The following is a 21,728-nucleotide window of genomic DNA, read 5'->3' as shown; positions in this document are numbered from 1 at the left end:
GCGCATGAAGCGACTGGCATCCGGTGCCGTGGTCGTCCTCCTCGCGGTCGCCCTCGGCGGCTGTCGAGGCAGCGAGGCGGAGACCGGGGAGTCCGGCGTCAAGACCGACGTCGGTGTGACGTCCGAGCCCTGCCCCGAGGCGGTCGACAAAGAAAAGGGCTGCATCTACCTCGGCATCCTCTCGGACCTGACCGAGGGCCCGTTCCGGGCGCTGGCGGTCCCGATCACCGACGCGCAGAAGGCGTTCTGGAAGCGCGTCAACACGGACGGCGGAATCGGCGACTACGAGGTCGACGTCACCAAATACATCCGCGACAACAAATACAACCCGCAGGTGACCAACCAGGTGTACCAGGAGATCAAGCCGAACATCCTGGCGCTGGCGCAGACCCTGGGGTCGCCGACCACCGCGGCCATCCTGCCCGACATGAAGTCCAACAACGTGGTCGGTTCGCCGGCGGCGTGGACCTCGGCGTACGCGTTCGAGGACGTGATCATCGAGTCCGGCGCCAACTACTGCGTCGAGTCGATGAACGCGCTCGACTACGCCAACGAGGTCTACAAGCCGAAGAAGGTCATGGCGGTGCACCTGGCCGGTGACTACGGCGACGACGCGGCGGCCGGCGCGAAGCTGGCGTCGGAGAAGCTCGGCTTCACCTTCAGCGACGTGAAGACCGACACCGGCACCGACAAGCAGGCGGGCGCGATCGGTGCGCTGCTGTCGCAGCAGCCGGACGTGGTCATCCTGACCATGGGACCGGCCGACGCGGCCGCGGTCGTCGGCGGTGCGGCGGCCCGGGGCTTCAAGGGGCGGTTCATCGGCACGAGTCCGACGTGGAACCCGGCCCTGCTGCAGAGCCCGGCCGGCCCGGCGCTGACGGCGCTCTACGAGCAGAGCGGGCCGTGGGGTTCGTGGGGCACCGACTCGCCCGGCCACAAGGCGATGCGCGACGCGCTGCCGGGCAAGACGCCCTCCGACGGTTACACGTCCGGCTGGGTCTGGTCGTACCCGATGAAGGCCGCCCTGGAGAAGGCCAACTCCAACGGCGACCTGACCAGGGCCGGCGTGCTGGCGGCAGTCAAGCAGCTCACGTCGGTCGACTACGAGGGCATGCTGCCGACGGGCGCGGGCAACTACGCCGGTGGCCCTTCGGGCACCTTCCGCCAGACCCAGATCTCCAAGGTGGACGCGGCGGCGCCGACCGGCGTCACCCCGGTCCGACCGCTTTTCGAGGGCCCGACCGCGAAGGCGTTCACCCTCGACAAGCCCTGCTTCGAACAGCTCTGAGATCGACTCGGCGGCCGCCGTGACCTCCAGGCACGGCGGCCGCTTTGTCGCAATTTTCAGGTCCCACCCACGGGAGTGAGGGGGCATACCGCCCCCAACCTGGGTAAACACGCGGCTACACCGCCGCCAGCGGCATCCCGAAGTGCCAGGTGGCCGATTGCGGCACTTCCCTCAACTAGCTTGCGTTTCGCACAATGGCAGTAGAGCTTTCCGCCGCTCACCGGGCGGGCTCTCCGCGGATCAACGCGACCTGCCTTCGCTGCATTCGAGGGCCGATCGGGAACGGCACGTCACAGCACAGCCCGCAACACGGAGCTGCTGGAGGCACCCCGTGAACGCAACTCGCCCGCAACCCATCACCTCGGCCAGCCCACCGCCGACACCGCTCTACCGGCAGCCCGGCATCCTCGTGACGAGCGAGGCGTTCGTGGTGGCCGGCCGGCGGTTCCCGGTGCGCGACCTGTCCAACCTGCGCACCGCCCGCGGCCCGCACGACCGCCTCACGATGCGGTCGGTGCTGATCACCGGCGCGGTCCTGGGCAGCGTCGGCATCACGATGAGCTTCAGCGGCGCGACCTTGAGCCCGACGGCGTTCCTCCTCCTGGGCGCGGCGGCCTTCGTGCCGATCGCCCTGGTCTCCTTCGGCCACCGGATGCGCCCGCGGGCCTACGAGCTGTGGGGCGACTACCGAGGCATGACGGTGCTGCTGTTCAGCTCAGACGAGGAACGCGAATACGGCCAGGTGACCAGAGCGCTGCTCCGAGCGCAAGAGGTCTACCGCATGGGCGGCATGGCCTCACCGCCGCTGGTCAACGTCTACCCGTGGTAAACGACTTTCCCGAATAGAGCGCTCGCACGGCGGGCGAGCGCGGGTCGCCGGCGAACCTCCCTAGGGGTTCGCCGGCGACCTTTCTTTGTTGGCTGGGCTGAGTACCCTGCGTGCATGCGGGACTCCTCACCGCTCACCTACGCCGGCGCCCTCCAGATCATCCACGGACCGCAGCACCGCACGCTTCGCCTGCTCGGGCGTGTGGCCGAGTCGGGGCTACTGCTGGGCGCAGTGGTCTTCCCGCCGGTCCTCGCGCTGACCGACGCCAAGCAGGACGTCGGCGAGCTGCTTCGGAAAGGGGTCGACCGGGCGTCGGAGCGACTCGGCGGTGCGAGCGGCCGGGACCGGCTCGAGCTGATCGCCGCCGCGCACACCACGCTCGCTCTTTCCGCGGCTTTCGACGCGATCGCACAACTGGTAGGCCGGGACTTCGCGCGGCTCGAGGTCACCGAGGCCGAGAAGCTTCGTCTCGCCTCGGCGCCCGGCAGCCTCGTCACTCAGCAGGAGTGGACAGCGTCGCTGCTCGCGGCGGACATCCCATTGCCCGGCCCGACGCGCGGTTTCCACGAGAACCTGGATACCGAGCTGGCGCCCCGCTTCGCGTCGCTGGCTGGCAAGGCGGTGGGCTTCTTCGAGGGGCTCCGTGCCTGGCAGGAGCTCGATGTCGACCCCGCGGCGTTGCGCAGCGCGGTCGGCGATCGTGCGGTTGCCCTCTACAGCGAGCGGTACGTGCAGCTGGCAGCCGAGGTCCCCGAGTTCTTCGTCTGGGCGTCGGTCGGTGAGCACGCGGCGACGCGCACACGGCTGACCGCGTTGAACAGCTCGCTGGCGGTCATCCTCGCGAGCCAGTCAGAAGCGATGGGCAAACTGCACGACTTGCTCGCCTCCGCAACGGTCGCGGAGCGTCCCGAGGTGAGCTCGCACCGGTCCCGGCTCGCCAGGGTCAACGCGGCCGCGCTCTACAAGCCGTTGCTGCGCGCCGGGAACGTCCCGTCGGGGCTGACGCTGCCGACCGTGGCACAGGGCTTCGTGACTCCGCGCTTTCGGGTGGCGTCCGCCGGCCCCGGCACCGAGGCCTCGCAGGAGGGGTGGTGGGACGGCCAGGAGGTGCGCGAGGGGCTGGACGAGTTCGTGGCCGCGTTCCTGGCCCATCCGGGATCCGTCCGGTCACCGTTGATCGTGTTGGGTCATCCGGGTGCTGGTAAGTCGCTGCTGACGGACGTGCTGGCGGCCAGGCTTCCCTCCGAGTCGTTCACCGTCGTCCCGGTGCAGCTCCGGCGGGTCAACGCGGACGACTCCGTGCACGCCCAGATCGAGACCGCGTTGCAGGACCTGTTGCACGAACAGGTGTCGTGGGCACACATCGCCGCCGAAGGCGAGGACGTGGTCCGAGTCGTGATCCTGGACGGCTTCGACGAACTCGTGCAGGCGACCGGCGCGGTGCAATCCGCCTATCTCACCGAGGTGAAGGACTTCCAGGAGCAGGAGTACGACCTCGGCCGCCCGGTCGCGGTCATCGTCACCTCTCGGACCCTCGTCGTCGACCGGGCACGGATTCCCTTCGGCTGCGTCCTGGTGAAGCTGGAGGACTTCGACGAGGGACAGATCCAACGCTGGCTGTCGGCGTGGAACTCGGCCAACACCGGGTCGTCCGGGTTCCGTCCGGTGACCCTTGACGAGGTGCGCCGCCACGGCCCGTTGGCGAACCAGCCCTTGCTGCTGACCATGCTGGCGATCTACGCCGCCGACCCCGACAGCGGTCCGCCCGACTCCGGTGACCTGTCGACGGCCGAGTTGTACCAACAACTGCTGGACAGCTTCATCCGTCGACAGGTCGTCGAGAAGAGCGACCGGCCACCGGCTCCGGAGGCGGTCCTCGCGCTGATGGCGGTGGAGCGCTGGGCGCTCAGCATCGCCGCCTATGCCATGTTCAATCGTGGTCGCCAGTACGCTACCGAGTTCGATCTTGACCGCGATCTCGATGTCCTCCTCGGATCAGGCGGAGCGCGGAGCCAGCTCGACTTCGGCACGCGCCTCGGGCGTGCGCGGCGGACCATGGCGAACTTCTTCTTCGTGCATGTCTCGCACGCTGACGAAGCGAGTGGGTTCGACCGGCAGAGCTACGAGTTCCTCCATGCCACCTTCGGCGAGTTCCTGATCGCCGACCGCGCTGTCCGCCTGCTCGAGGGCTACACACGGCAACGAATGGTGCACGAGCAGGACCCGTCGTCGCACCCGTCGCCGGATGACGGTGTGCTGCGGACGTTGCTGTCGCACCAGCCGTTGACCGAGCGAAGGCCGGCGTTGGAGTTCGGCCGTCAATTGTTGTCGGCGCACGACGACGACCAACGTCGGCAGATCATCGAGTCGTTGAGTCTGCTGATCTCGAGGGCGCGGGCGGCCGCGGCACCGTCGGACTATCGGCCCACGCCGTTCGACGTCGTCGATCGCACGGCCGTCTACACCGCCAACCTTGTGCTGTTGGCCAGCGCCACCACGCCCGATGCCCAGCCGTTGCCGGTGCGCAGGCTCGTGGCGGACGACGGGAACCGATGGCTGCGGCGGACGACGCGGCTGTGGTGGGCGGCGCTGGGAGGCGAGGCGTGGGACCGGCTCAACGAGGCGCTCGTCCTCGAGCGACCTGCGGATGGACCGGCGTTCCGGCTTGCGATCGCCACCGCTGCCGGCGTCGCGAGTGCATCACTGTCCGACGTCATGCGCGGTGCCGGCTGATGCTCCGTACTCTTCGGCGACCCGCCGGAGGAGAGTGCGAGTCTGAGCTCTGGTCAGCGACTCGTCCCACATCCGCGCGAACGCGGTCCGCGCACCGCTGATGTGCTCCGGACTTTCCAGCAACGTGTCGTCGGGGATGCCTTCGATATAGCCGATGTCGGGATCGTCTTCGAAGCTGAGCAGGCTGAACGACGTCAGATAGCTGGTGGTGCCGGCAGTGAACGGCCGGATCCGGATGTCGACGTTCGGTCGGCGCGTGAGCTCCAGCAACCAGCGAAGCTGGCCGCACATGACCTGTTCGTCGCCGATGACCCGGCGGATGGTCGACTCGTCAAGGAGCACATAGATCTGGGGTGGACGAGGGCGGTTGAGGACGCCTTCCTGTCGGAGCTGTCGGACAGCGGCGGCCGCTTCGTGGCGGGGCAGTCCGTAGGCGCCACGATTGACGTGTTCGGTGTACGCCGGCGTTTGGACGAGCCCGGGCATGACAACCAGTTGGTAGAGCCGGATGCTTGCCGCGCCCCATTCCAGACCCACGTAGGTCTGGAACGGCGCTGGAAACTGCCGTCGGAAGCGCCACCACCAGCCGCGCAGGGCCGCCGCCTCAGCCAGGGCGAGCAGCCGAGCCTCGATCTCTGGTCCGACCCGATACAGCCTCGCCAGGGCCGCGACGTCTGACGCGGTTACCGAGACGGTGCCACTTTCGATCCGCATCAGCTTCGACATCGACCAACCGAGCTGCGACGCGGCCTCGGCCTGGGTCGTCACACTGACCTCGCGAGCGCGACGCAGCAGCGCCCGCAGTCGCCGGGCCGCGATGACCGGGCTGGTCGGCGTGTCCGGATCCATAATGCGAGCGTCCGAGGCTCAGAGTTCGCCGGCCACCTTCTCGATGAACGATAGGGAGTCGGGCTCGTTGAGCGCTCGCGCACGAAGCCAACCGAACTCTTCGTGGTACGGGTCGGTCTCGGTGGGCCGCTCCAAAAAGTTCTCGAGCAGCGCGCTCTCGAGGTAGACCACGTCGTCGTCGGCGCCGTCCGGGAACTGGAGGATCACAAAGGACCCCGCAGCGGTCACGGCGCCAGCTGCGAACGGGACGACCTGGATGCAGATGTTGGGTGCGGCGGCCAGGGCGATGAGGTGCTCGAGCTGCTCGCGATGGACCTCGGGGCTGCCGATCGAACGGCGGAGGACCGCCTCGTCGAGGATGATGTCGAACCGCGGCGGGTCTTCGCGACCGAGGATCTCCGTCTTGCGTCGCATCCGGAGGTCGACGCGCGGGTCGACCTCCTCGGCTTTGATCTGCCCGGGGGGGCGGTTCGTGATGACAGCCCGCGCGTAGGCGCGCGTCTGTGCCAGACCCGGCATGAGGCTCGACTGGAAGCACTGCATGGCGGACGCCTCGGCCTCGAGGCCGATGTATTGCGCGTAATGCGGGGGGATCGCCGAGCGGGCGTCCTGCCACCACGGCTTCTGACGAGCCACCCGAGCGAGCGCGATGAGCTCTTCGGCCTCGGCGGAGCCGTTAATGCGATAAAGGCTGAGGAGCGCGCGAACGTCGTTGGTGGACACGCTCACGCGGCCGGTCTCGATGCGAATGAGCTTGCTCAGCGACCAGTCCATCGCCTCGGCGACGTGTTCCTGGGTGAGCTTGGCGTTTTCCCTAGCCGTTCGCAGGGCCGTGCGCAGTCGGCGCCTGCCGGCGGTCGGCCCCTGGACCGTCGTCACGACCTGCCTCCGGTCGGGAGATCTGATCAAGGCTGGCCAAATGGCATATCGCGTTTAGCCAGGTTGCATCTTGCCCAGAGAGTACACCCGTCGATACGCATTCGGCCATCCATGCTCATATGTGCGGCACGCCGACCGGTGGCCGGCGTGCCGGATGGTGGTCTCAGCGGGAAAGGTCGAACTCGCCGGCAGCCACGCCGGCGATGAACCCGCGCCAGGACGCGGCCTCGAAGGTCAGCTGCGTGTCGGGTGCGGTCGAGTTGCGCAGGATCGCGCCGTCACCGGCTGTAGCGACCTCGACGCAGTTACTCGCTTCGCAGCGTGAGCTGCGACGGAAGACGGGCATGGCAGTCTTGCTGTCGGACATCAATAACTCCGCAGGCTCGGGGCTTCTCTAGGGCACAAAAAAGCGCGGCATGCGGGATGGCCGCAGAGGGCCGCGCCAGGATAGGAACCTAGCGGTCGAGCGTCCACATTGGAAGACGAAGCGCTCAGATGCTGCGATTTTTATCCCATTGGAATGAAGATCACGCGAGATGAAAATGGAATCACCGTGAGTGAGCGCGCTCATGGTGACGGTCACTCTTCGCAGTGTGACCGTGCTGTGCGAGATTGTATTGATGGGCGTGACTCTTGTCTGGCGTCGCAGCAGTCACTGCGAATCAAACCAGTGTGTCGACGTGGCGGTTACGGCCGACGTCGTCCTCGTTCGGGGGAACACGGGTGGTCCGGTGTTGCGTTTTCCCCCGGAAGCGTGGCGCGCGCTCTGCGCGGCACTCAAGAGGTGACGGCGACCGGTTCCGCCGGCTCGGTCGCGGGGTGGAACCAGTGCGCGACCTTGCGCTCGGCGTAGAACGAGACGAACGGGATCGTGCCCGCCAGCATGACCAGCAGCATGCGGCCGATCGGCCACTGCGCGCGCCGGCCGAGGTCGAACACGGCGATCAGATAGATCATGTAAAGGAAGCCGTGCGCCGGGCCGACGGTCTCGACCACCGTCGAGTTGTCGCCGAGGTACTTCAGCGGCATGCCGATCGCCATGAGGACGACGAGCACGACACCGACGACGTACGCGATGATCCGGTACCGGGTGAGGGCTGCGCGCATGATGCGGGGGGATCCTTCCTGGTCAACCTGGACCGCGGCGGCGGCCCGGATAAGCGGACGCCTTGGCGCCCGGGTTGGCGTTGAGCCACGCGAGATAGTCGTTGTACTCGTCCAGGTCCGGGTCGGCGCCGACCGCCGCGGTCCTGGCGGCGACCGGCTGACGCGGCACCAGCACCGGTCGCCGGAAGCCAGACCCGATCTTGGGAGCCTTGGTGCCGAGCACCGGAGGCAGGACGGGGGTGGGCGCCGGCTCGGCGGGGGGAGCGGGAGCGGCAGCGGCGGGGGAGCCCAGTGCCTCGCGGATCTCCCGGTACCAGAGGAATCCGACGAAGCCGGCGAAGACCGGCCACTCGATCGCGTACGCCCAGCTCAGCGTGTTGCCCGCCGACGCGCGCGAGATCTGCCACCAGCCCAGCGCGAGGAAGCCGCCGATCAGCGCGATCGCCAGCACATGCTTCGCGAGCATCGGTGGGGTGGCCAGACGCCTCATGTCCAACGAGGGTACCGGCGCCGCCTGGGCACTCCGACAGCGCGTCGTAGTGGTGTCGAATCTTGGTTACCTCGCGCCGGAAATGGGCAGTATCGAACCATGACCGAATCTGTTGAGGATGTGGGAGTCGACCCGAGTGAGCTCTCCGACGACGACCTGATCCGCGAGCTGCACAGCCTGCACCGGACCCGCCTCGACACGCTCCGGCACGGCTCCGACCCGGCGCTGGCCAACCACCTGCGGCGCACCGCCGAGCTGGAGACCGAGTACCTGGCCCGGCACCCCGGCCGCGAGGTCGATCCGCACCGGCTGCGCGACGGCGCGGGGCTGGAGTGACGATGGGTGCACGTGAGCCGCTGGGCCGCCCGGAAGGCGATACCGACCCGGCCGACACGGGTGCGGACGACGACTTCGCCGTCGAGCACGAGGACACCACCGTCGACGAGGCGATCGTCGACGGCGACGACCGGGGCGAGTCCGAGAGCCCGCGCGGCTGGGCCGGCCTGGAGGAGCGCGACCACTCCGGAAACTGATCCAGCCGGCGGGGAATGAACCCGCCACGACCGCCGTTAAGCTCACTGTCGGTGTGTCCAGTGTCCCCGGGCCTCACCCATTGCCTTCGCGGAATACCGTCCGGCTGGAGCCGCGTCGTGCCACTCGCCGAGAGGCGACCTGCACACCGACGCTACGAGGCACCGCCCCTGGCCTGCGCCGGGGGCGGTGTTTCGCCTTCCGGACCCGGCTCCCCGTTCTACCGTGAGGGCGTGACCGCCATGCCCACGTTCGCCGGGGCCACCGCGTGGATCAACTCCGGGCCGCTGGATCCCGACGGCCTGCGCGGGCGCGTCGTCCTCGTCGACTTCTGGACGCTGACCTGCATCAACTGGCTGCGCACCGAGCCTTACATCCGAGCCTGGTCGCAGGCGTACGAGGCCGACGGCCTGGTCGTCGTCGGTGCGCACACGCCGGAGTTCTCCTTCGAGCAGGACGTCGACCTGGTGCGGCAGGCGACGGCGGAGCGCGAGATCACGTACCCCGTCGTGGTGGACAACGACTACGCGGTCTGGACCGCCTACGACAACCACTTCTGGCCGGCGCTCTACTTCGTCGACCGGGAAGGCGTGGTCCGCGACGCCCATTTCGGCGAGGGCCGCTACGTCGAGTCCGAGCAGCAGATCCAGCGCCTGCTGGGCGTGCGGCGGGAGCCGGTGGCCGGCACGGTCGTCGGGCGGGGAGTGGAGGCCGAGGCCGACTGGGCCACGTTGCGTACCCCCGAGACCTATCTCGGGTACGCCCGCGGCGACGCGTTCGCCTCGGAGGACCCGGCCCCGGACGAACGCCGCGTGTACGCCTTCCCGGGCTTCCTGCCGTTCAACCAGTGGGCGCTGGACGGCGAGTGGCACCTGGGCCGGGAGAAGGTCGAGTTGACCAGCGCCGAGGGCGGCATCGTCCTCCGTTACCAGGCCCGCGACGCCCACCTCGTGCTGTCCAACGCGACCGACGATCCGATCCCGTTCCAGGTCTTCCTCGATGGCGCGGTCCCGGGCGACGCGCACGGGATCGACATCGACGCCGACGGCGCGGGGGTGCTCCGGGAGGGCCGCCTCTATCAGGTCGTGCGCCAGCCGGGCGCGGTCACCGAGCGGATTCTGGAGATCCGGTTCGACGCACCCGGCGCCGCGGCCTACGCCTTCACCTTCGGATAGACCGACGAAGCAAGGGTCCTGTTTACGCGCCGGGCCGCCTCGGCTCGGCCGGCGCTAGCCGAAGATCCGGTCTATGACGTCGTTCGGGCTGTCGTCGTCGTTCGGGCGTGCCGGGGCGTTCTGGCCGCCGTCCGGCTGGTCGGTCGGCTGCTTCTGCGGCTGACCACCGCTGATCTTCAGCGTGATCGTGGCGCCAGCGACGCTGCGCCGGTTCGGCTCGCTGTAGGCGACCGAGCCCTGGGGGCAGTTCGACGACACCGGGATGTCGTCGACCTTGACGTTGAAGCCGGCCTCCTCGAGCGTGTTCCGCGCGTCGTCGACCGACCGGCAGGACACGTTCGGGATCGTCTTCTGGTCGCCGTACGCGGTGCTGCGGGCCGGCGCCGGGAAGTCGACCTTCGGCTTGCCCTTCATCGCGTCCGCGAGCGTCTTGTAGACCGCCGGGTTGATCTTGTTGTGGTCCATGTTCTCCGGCGTCTCCGGCCAGTCCGGGTCCGCCATGATGCCGGCCACCGCCAGCGTCGTGGTGGTGACCACCAGCGAGGCGGTGCGGTCGCTGTCGGTCGTGCCGGTCTTGCCGGCTACCGGGTGGCCGACCTCGTCGCGCACGACGCGGGCCGTCGCGCCGCGGCACTCGTCGAACGCCGACTGGTCGCCGACCGGGCACCGGGCCATGTCGATCGCGCCTCGGGCCACCTCGGTGCTGACCGCCTTGTCGCAGTGCGGCGCGCCGGCGTCGATCTTGCCGCCCTCGAAGTCGAAGATCTGCTCGACCGGGGTCGGGTCGCAGTGGGAGCCGTCGGCCGCCAGCGTCGCGTACGCGTTGGCCAGGTCCAGCGGCGTGGTCGCCGAGACGCCCAGGACGAACGAGCCCCAGGTGTCGGCCTGCTCCTTGTTGGCCGCGTGCTCGGCCTCCGACGGCGCCAGGAACCGGATGCCCAGCGCCTTCGCCGCCTGGATCGTGTTGTACGCCCCGGCCTGCTCCTCCAGCGGCACGAAGTACGTGTTCACCGAGGCGCCGAACGCGCTCCACATGTCGTGCTGCCCGGCCATGCTGGAGTTGTCGTTGGTCGGGCAGTACCGCGGGATGTCACTGCAGCTGCCCGGCTCGCCCTGCGGCGCGTAATAGCCCGACCGGTAGACCTGCGGCGCGTTGATCTCGGTGGCCAGCGGCATGCCCTTCTGCAGGGCCGCCACCGCCGCGAAGATCTTGAAGGTCGAGCCGGCCTGGTAGCCGTTGACCCCGCCACCGCCCGTGATCAGCGGGTTCGTCGTGATCGGGTACGTGCCGCGTACACCGCGCTCGGCCTCGGCCGGGTTGCTGTGGGGCTTGTTCTTCGGCTTCGACCCGCCGTCGATGCCGAAGGTCCGGTTGGTGGCCAGCGCCCGCACCTTGCCGCTGCCCGGCTCCACGGCGGCCACCATCAGCGCTTCCTTGTGGTTGACGCCGAGCTGGTCGGTGACGTTCTTGAAGGCGGCGTTCTGCGCGACCGGGTCGAGCGAGGTGATCACCCGGTAGCCGCCGCCGCGCAGGCGCCGCTCGCGGTCGTACGTGGTGCTGCCGAACGCCTCCTGCTGGAGCCACCAGCGCTGGAAGTAGTCGCAGAAGAAGCCGTAGTTGTTGGGCTTGGTCGCGGTGCAGCCGTTGCTCGGAGTCTTGCCGACGAACTTGAGCTCCACGGCCTTGGCCTGCGTGGCCTGTGCCGTGGTGATCGCGCCCGTCTTGACCATCTGGTCGAGCACCCAGTCGCGCCGCTCCATCGTCTGCGGCCGCTGACCCTCGTCCATGGGGTCGTAGACGCTGGGCGCCCGGATGACGCCGGCCAGCAGGGCCGACTCCGACAGGTTCAGCTTGTCGGGGGTCTTGCCGAAGTAGTACATGGAGGCGGCGTAGATGCCGTAGGTGCTGTGCCCGTACGGCGCCAGGTTGAGGTAGCGCTCGATGACGCCCTTCTTGCCGAGCTCCTTGTCGAGCGCGAGCGCCTGCCGGCTCTCCTTGATCTTGCGGCTGGTGCTCTTCTCGGTCGCCTCGACCACCTGCTGCGGGTCGGTCGCCGAGTAGGTCGCCAGCATCCGGACCAGCTGCATGGTCAGCGTCGAGCCGCCCTGCTGCGCGCCGGTCGCCTTGTTGACCACGACGGCCCGCGCCAGGCCGCGCACGTCGACCCCGTTGTGCCGGTAGAACGCCTGGTCCTCGGCGGCTACCAGCGCCTGCGCCACGGTCGGCGCGATCGCCGTGAGCGGCACGTCCTTGCGGTTCTCGTCGAAGAAGGTGGCCAGCGGGGTCTTGCCGTCACGGGCGAACACCTGGGTGGCCTGCGGCGCCTGCTTGACCGTGAAGCTGGCCGGAAGCTCGTCGAACGAGATCGCGCCGGCCTTGGCGATCAGCCCGGAGGCGGCGGCGAGAGGGAAGGCCGCGGCGGCCACGATCACACCGGATAACACACCGACCAGGGCCAGCGTGGCGATGTTGCGAAACCGGCTGTTCTCGTGGACGTGCATGGGACCCCCGGGATGTTTGGCGTGTATTGGACCAGACGCGCCAAAGACCCTCCCGGTTGCGGGCCGGGTTGCGTGAAACCCGTCACCTCTGCGGCGACACGCGGCATAACCTCCAAGGAAAAGGGGCAAATGCCAGATATGGAGCGGGGATGGATCTGGATCAGATCACCAAACTGGCGCAGAACGAACGGGTCCGCCGGCTCCTGCTCAGCGTGCTGAACCGGGCCGGCGACGGCGTCGATCTCAACCGCCTGCTCGACCAGCTCCAGCAGGGCGGTCTCCAGCAGCAGGTGCAGTCGTGGATCCACACCGCTCCGGGCCGGGAGATCACCGCCGCCCAGATCCGCGACGCGCTGGGCGCGGCCAACCTCGACGCGGCGGCCGACGCCGCCGGGATGCGGCCCGAAGAGGCCGCGGAGACCTTGGCCGACCTGCTGCCCCAACTCGTCGACCGGGTCAGCCCGGGCGGCCTGCTGCCCGACGCCACCACGCTCCAGGACGCCTTCACCCAGGTTCTCCTGGGCGAACCCGAACCGAGGGAGGACCACCCATGATCGCCACCCTGCTCTGGGCGCTCATCGGCGGCGTGATCATCGGCGTGCTCGCCCGGCTGATCCTGCCGGGCCGGCAGAACATCTCGATGATCGCCACGATCAGCATCGGCTTCCTCGCCGCCCTGATCGGCGGCGTGATCGCCGACTTCCTGGGCGTGGGGGAGACCCGCGGCATCGACTGGATCCGGCACGGCATCCAGATCGGCCTGGCCATCCTGTTCGTCTGGGTGTTCACCCGCCTGGCCTCCAAGGACGCGGCGAAGCGATCAATCGAGCCGTAGCTCGTCGAACAGCACGACCGGCCCGTCGGGGTCGCGGGTGTCGAACCGGTACGACCGCACGGCGCCCGCGGCCGAGTCGAGCACGGAGAACACCGTCACGTCGTCGTCCGCGACGTACGGCAGCGGTGTGCCGGCTGGGTCGGTCAGCGGCGCGACCGTGGGCAGCACCGGCGCGAGGCCGCCGGGGTCGCCGCGCTCCGGAAAAGCGCCGTAGGAGTTGCCGACGTTCGAGCTCTCCAGCCAGTTGACCCCGGCCGCGTCGCGGAAGCGGTTCCACAGGTGGTTGTGCCCGTTGAGGACCAGGTCGACCCCGGCCGTGCCGAACAGCGGCGCCAGATCACGCAGGACGACGTCGTTCTCGATCGGGTACGCGAAGCGCCCGCCCGCCGGAACGGGGTCCGTGTAGGGCGGCACCACGTGCGCGCCCAGCGAGTGACTCGCGTGGTGGAAGATCACCACCCGGAACCGGGCCGCCCGGGCCGCCGCCGACCCCAGCTCGCCGGCCAGCCACGTGTGCTGAGCCGAGCCGGCGTCGACCCGCTCGAACAGGAACTGCCCGGGTTCCAGGTACGTGGCCACCGCGTCCTGCCACGCCCGGGTGACGAACAGCGACACGACGAACACGTCGCCCACCGTGCGGGACCACCAGCGTGACCCCGCCGGCCCCCGGGGCACGGGGAACAGCTCCTCGTAGGCGGCGGTGTCCCAGCCGCTGGGCGCCGGGTCGTCGAACCGCTCCTGCAGCGTGTGGTGCCGCTGGCCCATCACCTCGTGGTTGCCGATCGCGGGAAACAGCGGGGCGTGCTGGAGCAGCGGCGCGCCCCGGTAGCGCCGTCCCGCGATCTCCGTGTCGGCCCGCCCGGTCAGCCCCGCGAAGAAGCCACGCCCGTTCGGGTTCTCGAACCAGTCCGAGGCCCGCGCCGGCACGCCGACCATGTCGCCGGCGAACAGCACGCCGTCGAGCTCGACGCCGACGGTCTCGGCCACCTTGGCCAGGTTGGCCGGCGTCATCCGCCACAGCTGGTGGTCGCTGGTGAGCAGCAGCCGCACGGGGTCGCCGGCCGGCACGGCGGGGGCCAGGCTGTAGGTGTCCGACTCCCGCGTCGCACCCTCGTCGAGGACCGAGACGACGCGGTACGGCGTGCGACCCGCGCCGAGCCCGCGCACGTCCGCCCAGTGGCGGTGCACCGTCGCGCGTACCCCATCGTCGTCATGGAGAGCGACCAGCGCGGAGCTGGTCGCTTCGACGCGCCTCCCGTCGCCCAGCAGCACCGCGCCCGTCGCGGGCGCGCTGGTATGCCAGAGCACGTGCACCCCGTCGGCGGAAGGGTCGAGAAGATACGGCTCGCTGTGCACCGGGCAAGTATCCCGGCTCGCTCATCCGATAACGTCACTTCATGTCCGAGACGGGTTATCCCTGGCCGATCGAGACCACCCGGCTCGCCAACGGCATGCGCGTCGTGGTCAGCGAGGACCGCAGCGCACCGGTCGTGGCGGTCAACCTCTGGTACGACGTCGGGTCGCGGCACGAGCCCGACGGGCAGACCGGCTTCGCGCACCTCTTCGAGCACCTCATGTTCGAAGGCTCGGTCAACGTGCCCAAGACCGAGCACATGCGCCTCGTGCAGGGCAACGGCGGCTCGCTCAACGCGACCACCAACCCGGACCGCACCAACTACTTCGAGACGCTGCCCGCCGAGCACCTCGAGCTCGCGCTGTGGCTCGAGGCCGACCGGATGGGCGGCCTGGTGCCGGCGCTGGTCCAGGAGACCCTCGACAACCAGCGCGACGTGGTCAAGAACGAGCGCCGCCAGCGGTACGAGAACGTGCCCTACGGCGACGCCTGGCTGCGGCTGCTCCCGCTGCTCTATCCGGAGGGCCACCCCTACCACCACCCGACCATCGGCTCGATGGAAGACCTCAACGCCGCGGAGCTGCGCACGTTCCAGGCGTTCCACCGCAGCTACTACGCGCCCGACAACGCGGTGCTGACGGTGGCCGGCGACGCGTCCCCGGCCGAGGTGTTCGAGCTGGCCGGGAAATACTTCGGTGGGCTGAGCGCCGGCGGTTCGCGGCCCGCGGCGCCGACGGGCTCGCTGGAGGGCTGGGCCGGGCCGGTCTCCTCCGTCGTGGCGGCCGAGGTCCCGGCACCCCGCGTCTACGTGGCGCACCGCACCTACCCCTACGGCACGCCCGAGCACGACGCGGCGACCGTGCTGGCCACCGTGCTCGGCCAGGGTCGCGGCAGTCGGCTCTACCGGCTGCTCGCCGACGGCGCCCGGCTGGCCCAGCCCGACACGGTCGCCGCCTACGGTGTCGACCTCGCGTACGCGCCCGCGCCGCTGATCGCCTCCGCCACCGCCCGTCCCGGCGTCACCGCCGCCCGGCTCGGCGCGGCCCTGGCCGAGGTGGTCGACGAGCTCGTCACCGGCGAGGTCACCGAGCAGGAACTGGCCCGCGCCCAGGCCTTGCTGGAGACCGAGTGGTGGACCGCGGTCGCCACCGTGGACGGCCGGGCCGACCTGCTCAGCCGCTACGCCACCCTGTTCGGCGACCCGGCCCTGGTCGGCTCGCGGCTGCCCGGCTGGCGCGCGGTGACCACGTCCGCCCTGGCGGAGGTGGCCCGCGAGGTGCTCCGCCCCGAAGACCGCGTGACGCTCGTCTACGAGCCGATGGAGGCAGTGGCATGACGCAGCTCATCGCGCAGCGCCCGGAGCCCGGGACGCCGCGCCCCTACCGCTTCCCGACCGTGGTCCGGCGCTCGGTGGCCGGCGGTTCCGTGGTGGCCGCCGACCTGCCCGGCCACAACCTGGCGGTCGCGTCGCTGCTGCTCGACGCGGGCGGCGGTCGGGAGACGATCGGCGTCGAGGGCGTCGCCGAGGTGCTGGCCAAGGCCCTCGAAGAGGGCACCGAATCGCGTTCGGCCGCCGACTACGCCGTGGCGCTCGAGTCGCTCGGCACCGACCTGTCCCTGTCGGTCGACTGGGACTCGTTCTCGGCGACCGTCCAGGTGCCTGTCGCGGCGCTGCCGGCGGCGGTCGAGCTGCTCGCCGAGGCCGTACGCCGGCCCAAGCTCGACCCGGCCGACGTGGAGCGGGTCCGCGACGACGAGGCCGAGTCCCTGCGCCTCTACTGGGCCAACCCCGGCCCGCGCGCCGACGCGGTGCTGCGCGGCGACCTGTTCGGCGCCGAGGTGCGGCACGGCCGGCCGCTGTCCGGCGACCCGCGCACCGTGGGTGGGCTCTCCGTCGACGACGTGGTCGGCTTCCACCGCTCCTGGTTCATGGCACCCGGCACGCTGCTGGTGGCCGGCGACCTGTCCCGGATCGACCTGGACGCGCTGGGCCGGGCGGCGTTCGCCGGTGCGAACGAGTCCTCGCCGGTGGTCGGCGAGCCGTTCCCGGTCGACGGCCGGACGACGCGGCGGATCGTGCTGGTCGACCGGCCCGGGTCCGTCCAGTCGACGCTGCGGCTCGGCCACACCGCGCCGCACCGCTCACACCCGGACTACGTGCCGATGACGTTGGGCGCGATCGTGCTGGGCGGCGCGTTCACCTCGCGCCTCAACCACCTGCTGCGCGAGGTGCGCGGCTACACCTACGGCATCCGCTCCGAATACGGGCTGTCCCGGCGGTTCGGCCGGTTCGTGACCAGCGCCGGCGTGCAGACCGCGGTGACCGCGCCGGCCCTGGTCGACGCGGTCGGCGAGATCGCCCGCACCCAGGCCGAGGGGGTCACCGAGCCGGAGCTCGCGGTCGCCCGGGACTGGCGGGCCGGGCAGCTCTCGGTCGGCCTCCAGACGCCCCGCGCCTACGCCAGCGCCCTGTCGACGCTCGTGGTGCACGACCTGCCGGACGACTACCACGCCCGGCTGCGCGAGTCGCTGCTGCACGCCACCGTCGACGAGGTGTCCGCGGCGACCGCGGCCCACCTCAACGCCGAGGGCATCACCCTGGTCATCGAGGGCGACGCGGCCGCGATCCGCTCCGAGCTCGAGGACACGGGCCTCGGCGAGGTGGTCGTCGCGGCGATCTAGCTCCGGGGCCAGCCGTAGAGACGCTCGACGTGCAGGGTCAGGGCGATCCGGTGGTCGGTGACCATCGCCGCCCTGAACTCGGCCCAGTCCGGGTGCTCGCCGGCGATCTTCCGGTAGATGTCGACGAGGGCGTCGACGGTCGCGTCGGCCGGGTCGGCGGCCACGGGGGAGAGCTCGGCCCGGCACTCGGCCACCACGTAGCGGCCCAGGTCGGGCGTGGTGACCTCGAAGCTGGCTCGCGGGTCGCGCCGCAGGTTCACCGTCTTCTGCCGGTGGTCGGTCACCGAGACGCGGATGGTGCCGGCCGCCCGGTCGTACGTGTAGTTCACGTTGGACAGGTGCGGGCGCCCGTCGCGCTTGATCGTCGCGAGGACGCCCGCGTCACGGCTCTCCAGCAGCTCGTGAAAAGCCATAAGGTCTTCGCCTCTGTTCTGGCCTCAGCGGCCTTCGGCCGCGAGCAGCTCGGCGATCTGCACCGCGTTGAGGGCGGCGCCCTTGCGGAGGTTGTCGTTGGACACGAAGAAGGCCAGGCCGTTGTCGGCGGTCTCGTCTTCCCGGATCCGGCCGACGTAGGACGGGTCGCGGCCGGCCGCCTTGAGCGGGGTCGGCACCTCGTCGAGGACGACACCAGGCGCGCCGGCCAGCAGCTCGGCGGCCCGGGCCGGGCTCAGCGGTTGCGCGAAGCGGGCGTTGACCTGCATCGAGTGTCCGGTGAAGACCGGCACCCGCACGCACGTGCCGGAGACCCGCAGGCCCGGGATCTCGAGGATCTTGCGGCTCTCGTTGCGGAGCTTCTGCTCCTCGTCGGTCTCGGCCGAACCGTCGTCGACGATCGAGCCGGCCAGCGGCAGGACGTTGAAGGCGATCGGCTCGCTGAACTGGTGGGGCTCGGGGAACTCGACCGCGGCGCCGTCGTGGGTCAGCTCCGTGGCCCGCTCGCCGACCTTGCGGACCTGCTCGTCGAGCTCGGCGACGCCGGACAGCCCGGCGCCGGAGACCGCCTGGTAGGTCGCGACGACCATGGAGACCAGACCAGCCTCGTGGTGCAACGGGCGCAGCACGGGCATCACGGCCATCGTGGTGCAGTTGGGGTTGGCGATGATGCCGTGAGGCCGGTCGGCGATCGCGTGCGGGTTGACCTCGGCGACGACCAGCGGCACCGACGGGTCCATCCGCCAGGCCGACGAGTTGTCGATCACCACGGCGCCGGACTCGGCCACCTTCGGCGCGAGGGTCTTCGAGGCGCCCTTGCCGGCCGAGAACAGCACGATGTCGAGACCGCGGTAGTCCGCGGTGTCGGCGTCCTCGACGGTGATCTCCGTGCCCTGCCACGGCAGCGTGCGCCCGGCCGAGCGGGCGCTGGCGAACAGCCGCAGCTGCGTGGCCGGGAAGGCGCGCTCCGCCAGGATGCGCCGCATCACGCCGCCGACCTGGCCGGTGGCACCCACGATTCCGATCCTCATGCCCGCGAATCTACCGAGCCCGGGCGCGTTCGCTGATCAGGTTTCCCACGCTGTGGTGGCGTTCACCGCCGGCCGATGATCACCGTGGCGTCCAGGTCGTCGTCCGAGACCACCTCCGGGGCCAGCCCGGCCGAGGTCAGGGCCGTCTTGGCGGGGTCGATCTGGTCGACGCCGATCTCGCTGAGCAGGGTGCCGCCCGGCCGCAGCCAGCCCGGTGCGCCGGCGGCCACCCGGCGCAGCACGTCGAGCCCGTCCGCGCCGCCGTCCAGGGCGCGCAGCGGCTCGTGCTCGCGGGCTTCCGGCGGCAACAGGCCGACGGCGCCGCTGGGCACGTACGGGACGTTCGCCACGAGCACGTCCACCCGCCCGCGCAGGGTCGCCGGCAACGGGCCGAACAGGTCACCGACGTAGACGTGGCCGCCGATCGGCGCCAGGTTCCGCCGGGCGACGTCGACGGCGGCGGGCTCGATGTCGGCCGCGTACACGGCGAGCCCAGGGACCCGGTCGGCCACCGCGGCGGCGATCGCGCCCGAGCCGCAGGCCAGGTCGACCAGCACCCGCCCGCCGTCGACCGCGGCGGCGGCGAGCCGGACCAGCAGCTCGGTGCGGTGGCGCGGCACGAAGACCCCGGGGCCGACCGCGACCCGCAGCCCGCAGAACTCGGCCCAGCCGACCACGTGCTCCAGCGGCACGCCGCGGACCCGCTCGGCGACCATCTCGGCCAGCCGGTCCTCGTCCGACGCGGAGTCGACCAACAGCCGCGCCTCTTCTTCGGCGAACACACACCCGGCGGCCCGTAGGCGGGCCACGATCTCCCGTTCAGGCACGGGCGGCCCGGCGGAGCACCTCGGCGAAGTCGATCGGCGGATGGCCGGCGATCCGCTCGACGTCGTCGGTCACCTCGGCCAGGTCGCCGTTGGCGATCGCGGTGTACGTGCTGACCCAGCCGTCCACCTGCCAGGCCGGGGCGCCGTACCTGGCCCGCGACGCGTACGCCTCCTCGACCGTCTCCTCCGCGTACGAGTAGGGACGGTTGAGAACCGCCGTCATCGTGGCCGCGGCCTCCTCCATCGTGATCGCCAACGGCCCGGTCAGCGCGTACGCCTGGCCGGCGTGCCGACCCGGCTCGCCCAGCACCGCGACCGCCACGTCGGCGACGTCGTCCCGGGCGACGCCGGCCACCCGGCCCTCGCCGGCCGGGCCGCGGATCACCCCGTCGACCGCGAGGTTCGGCAGGAAGTCGAGGTAGAGGTTGTCGCGCAGGATCGTGTGCGAGATGCCGCTCGCGTGGATGTGCTGCTCGGTGGCGTAGTGGTGCCGGCCGAGGGTGAAGGTCGAGTCCGGCGCGGCGCCCAGGAACGAGGTGTAGACCAGGTGCCGCACGCCGGCCGCGATCGCCGCGTCGATGAACGTGAGGTGGTGGGTGACCCGATCGGCGGTCTCCGCGGCGGACACCATGAACAGGGTGTCCACGCCGGACAGTGCGGCCTCGGCGGCCGCGGCGTCGCCGTAGTCGGCCACGGCGACGGTCGCACCGGGCAGCGTCGGCGCGCGCTCGGGGTCGCGGACCACGAGCCGCTGCGGCCGACCGGCGTCGGCGAGCCGGCGGGCGACGCGGGAGCCGAGCTCACCGGTCGAGCCGGTCACGGCCAGCACGCCCGGGCCGGGTGCCTGGCTGCGGCCGGCCTCGCGGGCCGGGGTCGTGCTCATTTGGCGGGCAGGGTGCGCGCGTACGCGACGCCCCGCTCGACCCAGCCGCGCAGCGCCGCCTCGTTGGCGACGCCGGCGGGGCCGACCACCACCCAACCGGCGGGACGCCGGCCGCCGCCCATCTCGAACGGCGTGACGTGCGGCTCGGCCAGGGCCGCCTCGGTGGCCTCCTTGCCGACCCGGACCAGCAGGCCGCCGTCGCGTACGCCGCAGGCCATGTTCCCGTCGACCATGAAGACGAGGCTGCCGAACATCCGGCGCTCGTCGACCCCCGGGTCGCCGGCGACCAGCTCCCGGACCTGGGTGACCAGGCCTTCATCACGCACCATGCCCCCGATGGTGCCACGGGAACGAAGCGACTTTCGCCCGGAACGCAACCGGCCTCCGGATCGTCAGAGGAGGTATGGGACGTTCGACGTGGGCGGCTGTGGCCGCCGTTCCGCTGCTCGCGCTGGTCACCGCCTGCGGGGCACAACCCGCCGCTGACGCCGCACCACCGGCCCGACCGGCCGCCGCGTCGTTGGGTGCCGACGAGGTGGCGCTGCGGGTCACCTACACCGGCGGTTTCGTGACGCCGCAGTCGATTCCGGGGCGCGTGCCGGCGGTGTCGATCTACGGCGACGGCCGCGTGATCACCGAGGGTCCGGTGGCGGCGATCTACCCGGGTCCGGCGCTGCCCAACCTCCAGCAGGCCCGGATCTCCGAGGCCGACGTCGACGCGCTGGTCGAGCGGGCGGTCGCGGCGGGCGTGGGCTCGGGCGCCGACCTGGGCCAGCCCGGCGTCGCTGACGCGTCCACGACCCGGTTCGTGGTGAACACCGAGAACGGCATCAAGCAGACCGACGCGTACGCGCTGGGGATGGCCGACGCGGGCGGCATGCTGAACGCGTCGCAGACGGCGGCCCGCAAGAAGCTGGCCGACCTGCTGGCCGCGCTGCAGGACCTGCCGGCGACGCTCGGCACCGGCGCGGTGCGCGAGGAGGGCGGCTACCAGGCCAAGGCGATCGCGGCCATCGCCACGCCCTACGTCAAGCCGGAGCAGCCGCTCGAGCTCGAGCCGCCGGCGCCGGTCGACTGGCCCGGGCCGGCGCTGCCCGGTGACAAGGTCAACCCGAACCTCGAGGTGGGCTGTGTAACCGCGACCGGCGACCAGGCCCAGGCGGTGCTCACCGCTGCGGCCAAGGCCAACGCCGCGACACCGTGGGCCTCCGGCGGCGAGCAGTGGTCGCTGCTGCTCCGCCCGGTGCTGCCCGACGAGAGCGGCTGCGCCGACCTGGCGAAGCAAGGGTGACGCGTACGCC

At 70.8% G+C, this 21,728-nt stretch carries 23 protein-coding genes and 1 pseudogene; 12 read left to right on the top strand and 12 right to left on the bottom strand.

From position 1 onward, the window contains the following. Nucleotides 1-4: 4 nt before the first annotated feature. The 3 genes from AB0J88_RS25310 to AB0J88_RS25300 all read left to right on the top strand — a co-directional run bounded on the left by AB0J88_RS25310 (nucleotide 5) and on the right by AB0J88_RS25300 (nucleotide 4,850). Nucleotides 5-1,288: an ABC transporter substrate-binding protein gene (locus AB0J88_RS25310; RefSeq protein ID WP_364351942.1), complete on the top strand. Its 1,284-nt coding sequence runs from the start codon at nucleotides 5-7 to the stop codon at nucleotides 1,286-1,288. Between the two features lie 331 nt (nucleotides 1,289-1,619). Continuing rightward, nucleotides 1,620-2,117 (top strand): DUF6232 family protein, encoded by a 498-nt coding sequence (locus AB0J88_RS25305; protein ID WP_364351945.1) that lies wholly within the window; start codon nucleotides 1,620-1,622, stop codon nucleotides 2,115-2,117. Between the two features lie 114 nt (nucleotides 2,118-2,231). Beyond that, complete coding sequence (locus tag AB0J88_RS25300; RefSeq protein ID WP_364351948.1) at nucleotides 2,232-4,850, top strand: hypothetical protein; 2,619 nt, start codon at nucleotides 2,232-2,234, stop codon at nucleotides 4,848-4,850. Here the strand turns inward: AB0J88_RS25300 and AB0J88_RS25295 are convergent. The 3 genes from AB0J88_RS25295 to AB0J88_RS25285 form a co-directional block, all read right to left on the bottom strand. Then, on the bottom strand, nucleotides 4,818-5,699 hold the full coding sequence (locus AB0J88_RS25295; RefSeq protein ID WP_364351951.1) for a helix-turn-helix transcriptional regulator: 882 nt from the start codon (nucleotides 5,697-5,699) through the stop codon (nucleotides 4,818-4,820). The two genes, AB0J88_RS25300 and AB0J88_RS25295, sit on opposite strands and share 33 nt — an antisense overlap. Nucleotides 5,700-5,717: 18 nt before the next feature. Beyond that, entirely contained in the window at nucleotides 5,718-6,578 is an 861-nt protein-coding gene (locus AB0J88_RS25290; protein WP_364351954.1) for a helix-turn-helix transcriptional regulator, read from the bottom strand. Nucleotides 6,579-6,741: 163 nt separating this feature from the next. Further along, nucleotides 6,742-6,945 carry a DUF397 domain-containing protein gene (locus AB0J88_RS25285; RefSeq protein ID WP_364351957.1) on the bottom strand — a complete coding sequence of 68 codons (204 nt, stop codon included), beginning with the start codon at nucleotides 6,943-6,945 and terminating at the stop codon, nucleotides 6,742-6,744. Nucleotides 6,946-7,147: 202 nt separating this feature from the next. On the opposite strand from AB0J88_RS25285, the gene AB0J88_RS25280 reads away from it, so the two are divergent. Continuing rightward, the gene (locus AB0J88_RS25280) at nucleotides 7,148-7,366 is read left to right on the top strand and encodes a DUF397 domain-containing protein (protein WP_364738022.1); all 219 of its coding nucleotides are present in this window, start codon (nucleotides 7,148-7,150) and stop codon (nucleotides 7,364-7,366) included. Here the strand turns inward: AB0J88_RS25280 and AB0J88_RS25275 are convergent. Together AB0J88_RS25275 and AB0J88_RS25270 are read right to left on the bottom strand one after the other, a co-directional pair. Beyond that, nucleotides 7,356-7,685 (bottom strand): DUF3817 domain-containing protein, encoded by a 330-nt coding sequence (locus AB0J88_RS25275; RefSeq protein WP_364351960.1) that lies wholly within the window; start codon nucleotides 7,683-7,685, stop codon nucleotides 7,356-7,358. The two genes, AB0J88_RS25280 and AB0J88_RS25275, sit on opposite strands and share 11 nt — an antisense overlap. A 22-nt stretch (nucleotides 7,686-7,707) precedes the next feature. Further along, nucleotides 7,708-8,175: a hypothetical protein gene (locus AB0J88_RS25270; protein WP_364351963.1), complete on the bottom strand. Its 468-nt coding sequence runs from the start codon at nucleotides 8,173-8,175 to the stop codon at nucleotides 7,708-7,710. A gap of 120 nt (nucleotides 8,176-8,295) precedes the next feature. On the opposite strand from AB0J88_RS25270, the pseudogene AB0J88_RS25265 reads away from it, so the two are divergent. The 3 genes and pseudogenes from AB0J88_RS25265 to AB0J88_RS25255 all read left to right on the top strand — a co-directional run. Then, a pseudogene (locus tag AB0J88_RS25265) lies at nucleotides 8,296-8,511 on the top strand (DUF6158 family protein); the annotation flags it as partial. 2 nt (nucleotides 8,512-8,513) lie between these two features. Then, entirely contained in the window at nucleotides 8,514-8,708 is a 195-nt protein-coding gene (locus tag AB0J88_RS25260) for a hypothetical protein (RefSeq protein WP_364351965.1), read from the top strand. Nucleotides 8,709-8,948: 240 nt separating this feature from the next. Beyond that, a complete protein-coding gene (locus AB0J88_RS25255) occupies nucleotides 8,949-9,881 on the top strand; it encodes a thioredoxin (RefSeq protein ID WP_364352099.1) in 933 nt (310 codons plus the stop codon). A 54-nt stretch (nucleotides 9,882-9,935) separates the two neighbouring features. On the opposite strand, the gene AB0J88_RS25250 is transcribed toward AB0J88_RS25255, so the two are convergent. Continuing rightward, nucleotides 9,936-12,383, bottom strand: a complete 2,448-nt coding sequence (locus tag AB0J88_RS25250) for a penicillin-binding protein (RefSeq protein WP_364351968.1) — start codon at nucleotides 12,381-12,383, stop codon at nucleotides 9,936-9,938. 149 nt (nucleotides 12,384-12,532) lie between these two features. Between AB0J88_RS25250 and AB0J88_RS25245 the strand changes: the two genes are divergently transcribed. Continuing rightward, nucleotides 12,533-12,937, top strand: a complete 405-nt coding sequence (locus AB0J88_RS25245; RefSeq protein ID WP_364351971.1) for a YidB family protein — start codon at nucleotides 12,533-12,535, stop codon at nucleotides 12,935-12,937. Beyond that, the gene (locus AB0J88_RS25240; RefSeq protein WP_364351974.1) at nucleotides 12,934-13,218 is read left to right on the top strand and encodes a GlsB/YeaQ/YmgE family stress response membrane protein; all 285 of its coding nucleotides are present in this window, start codon (nucleotides 12,934-12,936) and stop codon (nucleotides 13,216-13,218) included. Before AB0J88_RS25245 ends, AB0J88_RS25240 begins: the two co-directional genes overlap by 4 nt. On the opposite strand, the gene AB0J88_RS25235 is transcribed toward AB0J88_RS25240, so the two are convergent. Beyond that, nucleotides 13,204-14,574 carry a hypothetical protein gene (locus tag AB0J88_RS25235; protein ID WP_364351977.1) on the bottom strand — a complete coding sequence of 457 codons (1,371 nt, stop codon included), beginning with the start codon at nucleotides 14,572-14,574 and terminating at the stop codon, nucleotides 13,204-13,206. The genes AB0J88_RS25240 and AB0J88_RS25235 overlap by 15 nt on opposite strands. A 41-nt stretch (nucleotides 14,575-14,615) precedes the next feature. Here AB0J88_RS25235 and AB0J88_RS25230 point away from each other — a divergent pair, with 41 nt between their 5' ends. Further along, nucleotides 14,616-15,908, top strand: a complete 1,293-nt coding sequence (locus tag AB0J88_RS25230) for a pitrilysin family protein (RefSeq protein ID WP_364351980.1) — start codon at nucleotides 14,616-14,618, stop codon at nucleotides 15,906-15,908. Further along, nucleotides 15,905-17,254 (top strand): pitrilysin family protein, encoded by a 1,350-nt coding sequence (locus AB0J88_RS25225; protein ID WP_364351983.1) that lies wholly within the window; start codon nucleotides 15,905-15,907, stop codon nucleotides 17,252-17,254. The genes AB0J88_RS25230 and AB0J88_RS25225 overlap by 4 nt, the downstream gene beginning before the upstream one ends. Here AB0J88_RS25225 and AB0J88_RS25220 read toward each other — a convergent pair. From AB0J88_RS25220 to AB0J88_RS25200, 5 genes are all read right to left on the bottom strand, one after another. Continuing rightward, nucleotides 17,251-17,667, bottom strand: coding sequence for a PPOX class F420-dependent oxidoreductase (locus AB0J88_RS25220; RefSeq protein ID WP_364351986.1), 417 nt, complete (start codon nucleotides 17,665-17,667; stop codon nucleotides 17,251-17,253). The two genes, AB0J88_RS25225 and AB0J88_RS25220, sit on opposite strands and share 4 nt — an antisense overlap. A 24-nt stretch (nucleotides 17,668-17,691) precedes the next feature. Then, nucleotides 17,692-18,717 carry an aspartate-semialdehyde dehydrogenase gene (locus AB0J88_RS25215; protein ID WP_364351989.1) on the bottom strand — a complete coding sequence of 342 codons (1,026 nt, stop codon included), beginning with the start codon at nucleotides 18,715-18,717 and terminating at the stop codon, nucleotides 17,692-17,694. 62 nt (nucleotides 18,718-18,779) lie between these two features. Then, on the bottom strand, nucleotides 18,780-19,544 hold the full coding sequence (locus AB0J88_RS25210) for a putative protein N(5)-glutamine methyltransferase (protein WP_364351992.1): 765 nt from the start codon (nucleotides 19,542-19,544) through the stop codon (nucleotides 18,780-18,782). After that, entirely contained in the window at nucleotides 19,537-20,427 is an 891-nt protein-coding gene (locus AB0J88_RS25205) for an SDR family oxidoreductase (protein WP_364351995.1), read from the bottom strand. Before AB0J88_RS25205 ends, AB0J88_RS25210 begins: the two co-directional genes overlap by 8 nt. Next, nucleotides 20,424-20,756 (bottom strand): TfoX/Sxy family protein, encoded by a 333-nt coding sequence (locus AB0J88_RS25200; protein ID WP_364351998.1) that lies wholly within the window; start codon nucleotides 20,754-20,756, stop codon nucleotides 20,424-20,426. Before AB0J88_RS25200 ends, AB0J88_RS25205 begins: the two co-directional genes overlap by 4 nt. Nucleotides 20,757-20,830: 74 nt before the next feature. On the opposite strand from AB0J88_RS25200, the gene AB0J88_RS25195 reads away from it, so the two are divergent. Next, on the top strand, nucleotides 20,831-21,718 hold the full coding sequence (locus tag AB0J88_RS25195) for a hypothetical protein (RefSeq protein ID WP_364352001.1): 888 nt from the start codon (nucleotides 20,831-20,833) through the stop codon (nucleotides 21,716-21,718). The last annotated feature ends 10 nt before the right edge of the window (nucleotides 21,719-21,728 follow it).

It is taken from the genome of Asanoa sp. NPDC049475, from assembly GCF_040676915.1.
Lineage (GTDB): Bacteria > Actinomycetota > Actinomycetes > Mycobacteriales > Micromonosporaceae > Asanoa.
The sequence above is the reverse complement of the archived record's forward strand: the minus strand, read 5'-3'. Positions and strand labels throughout refer to the sequence as shown.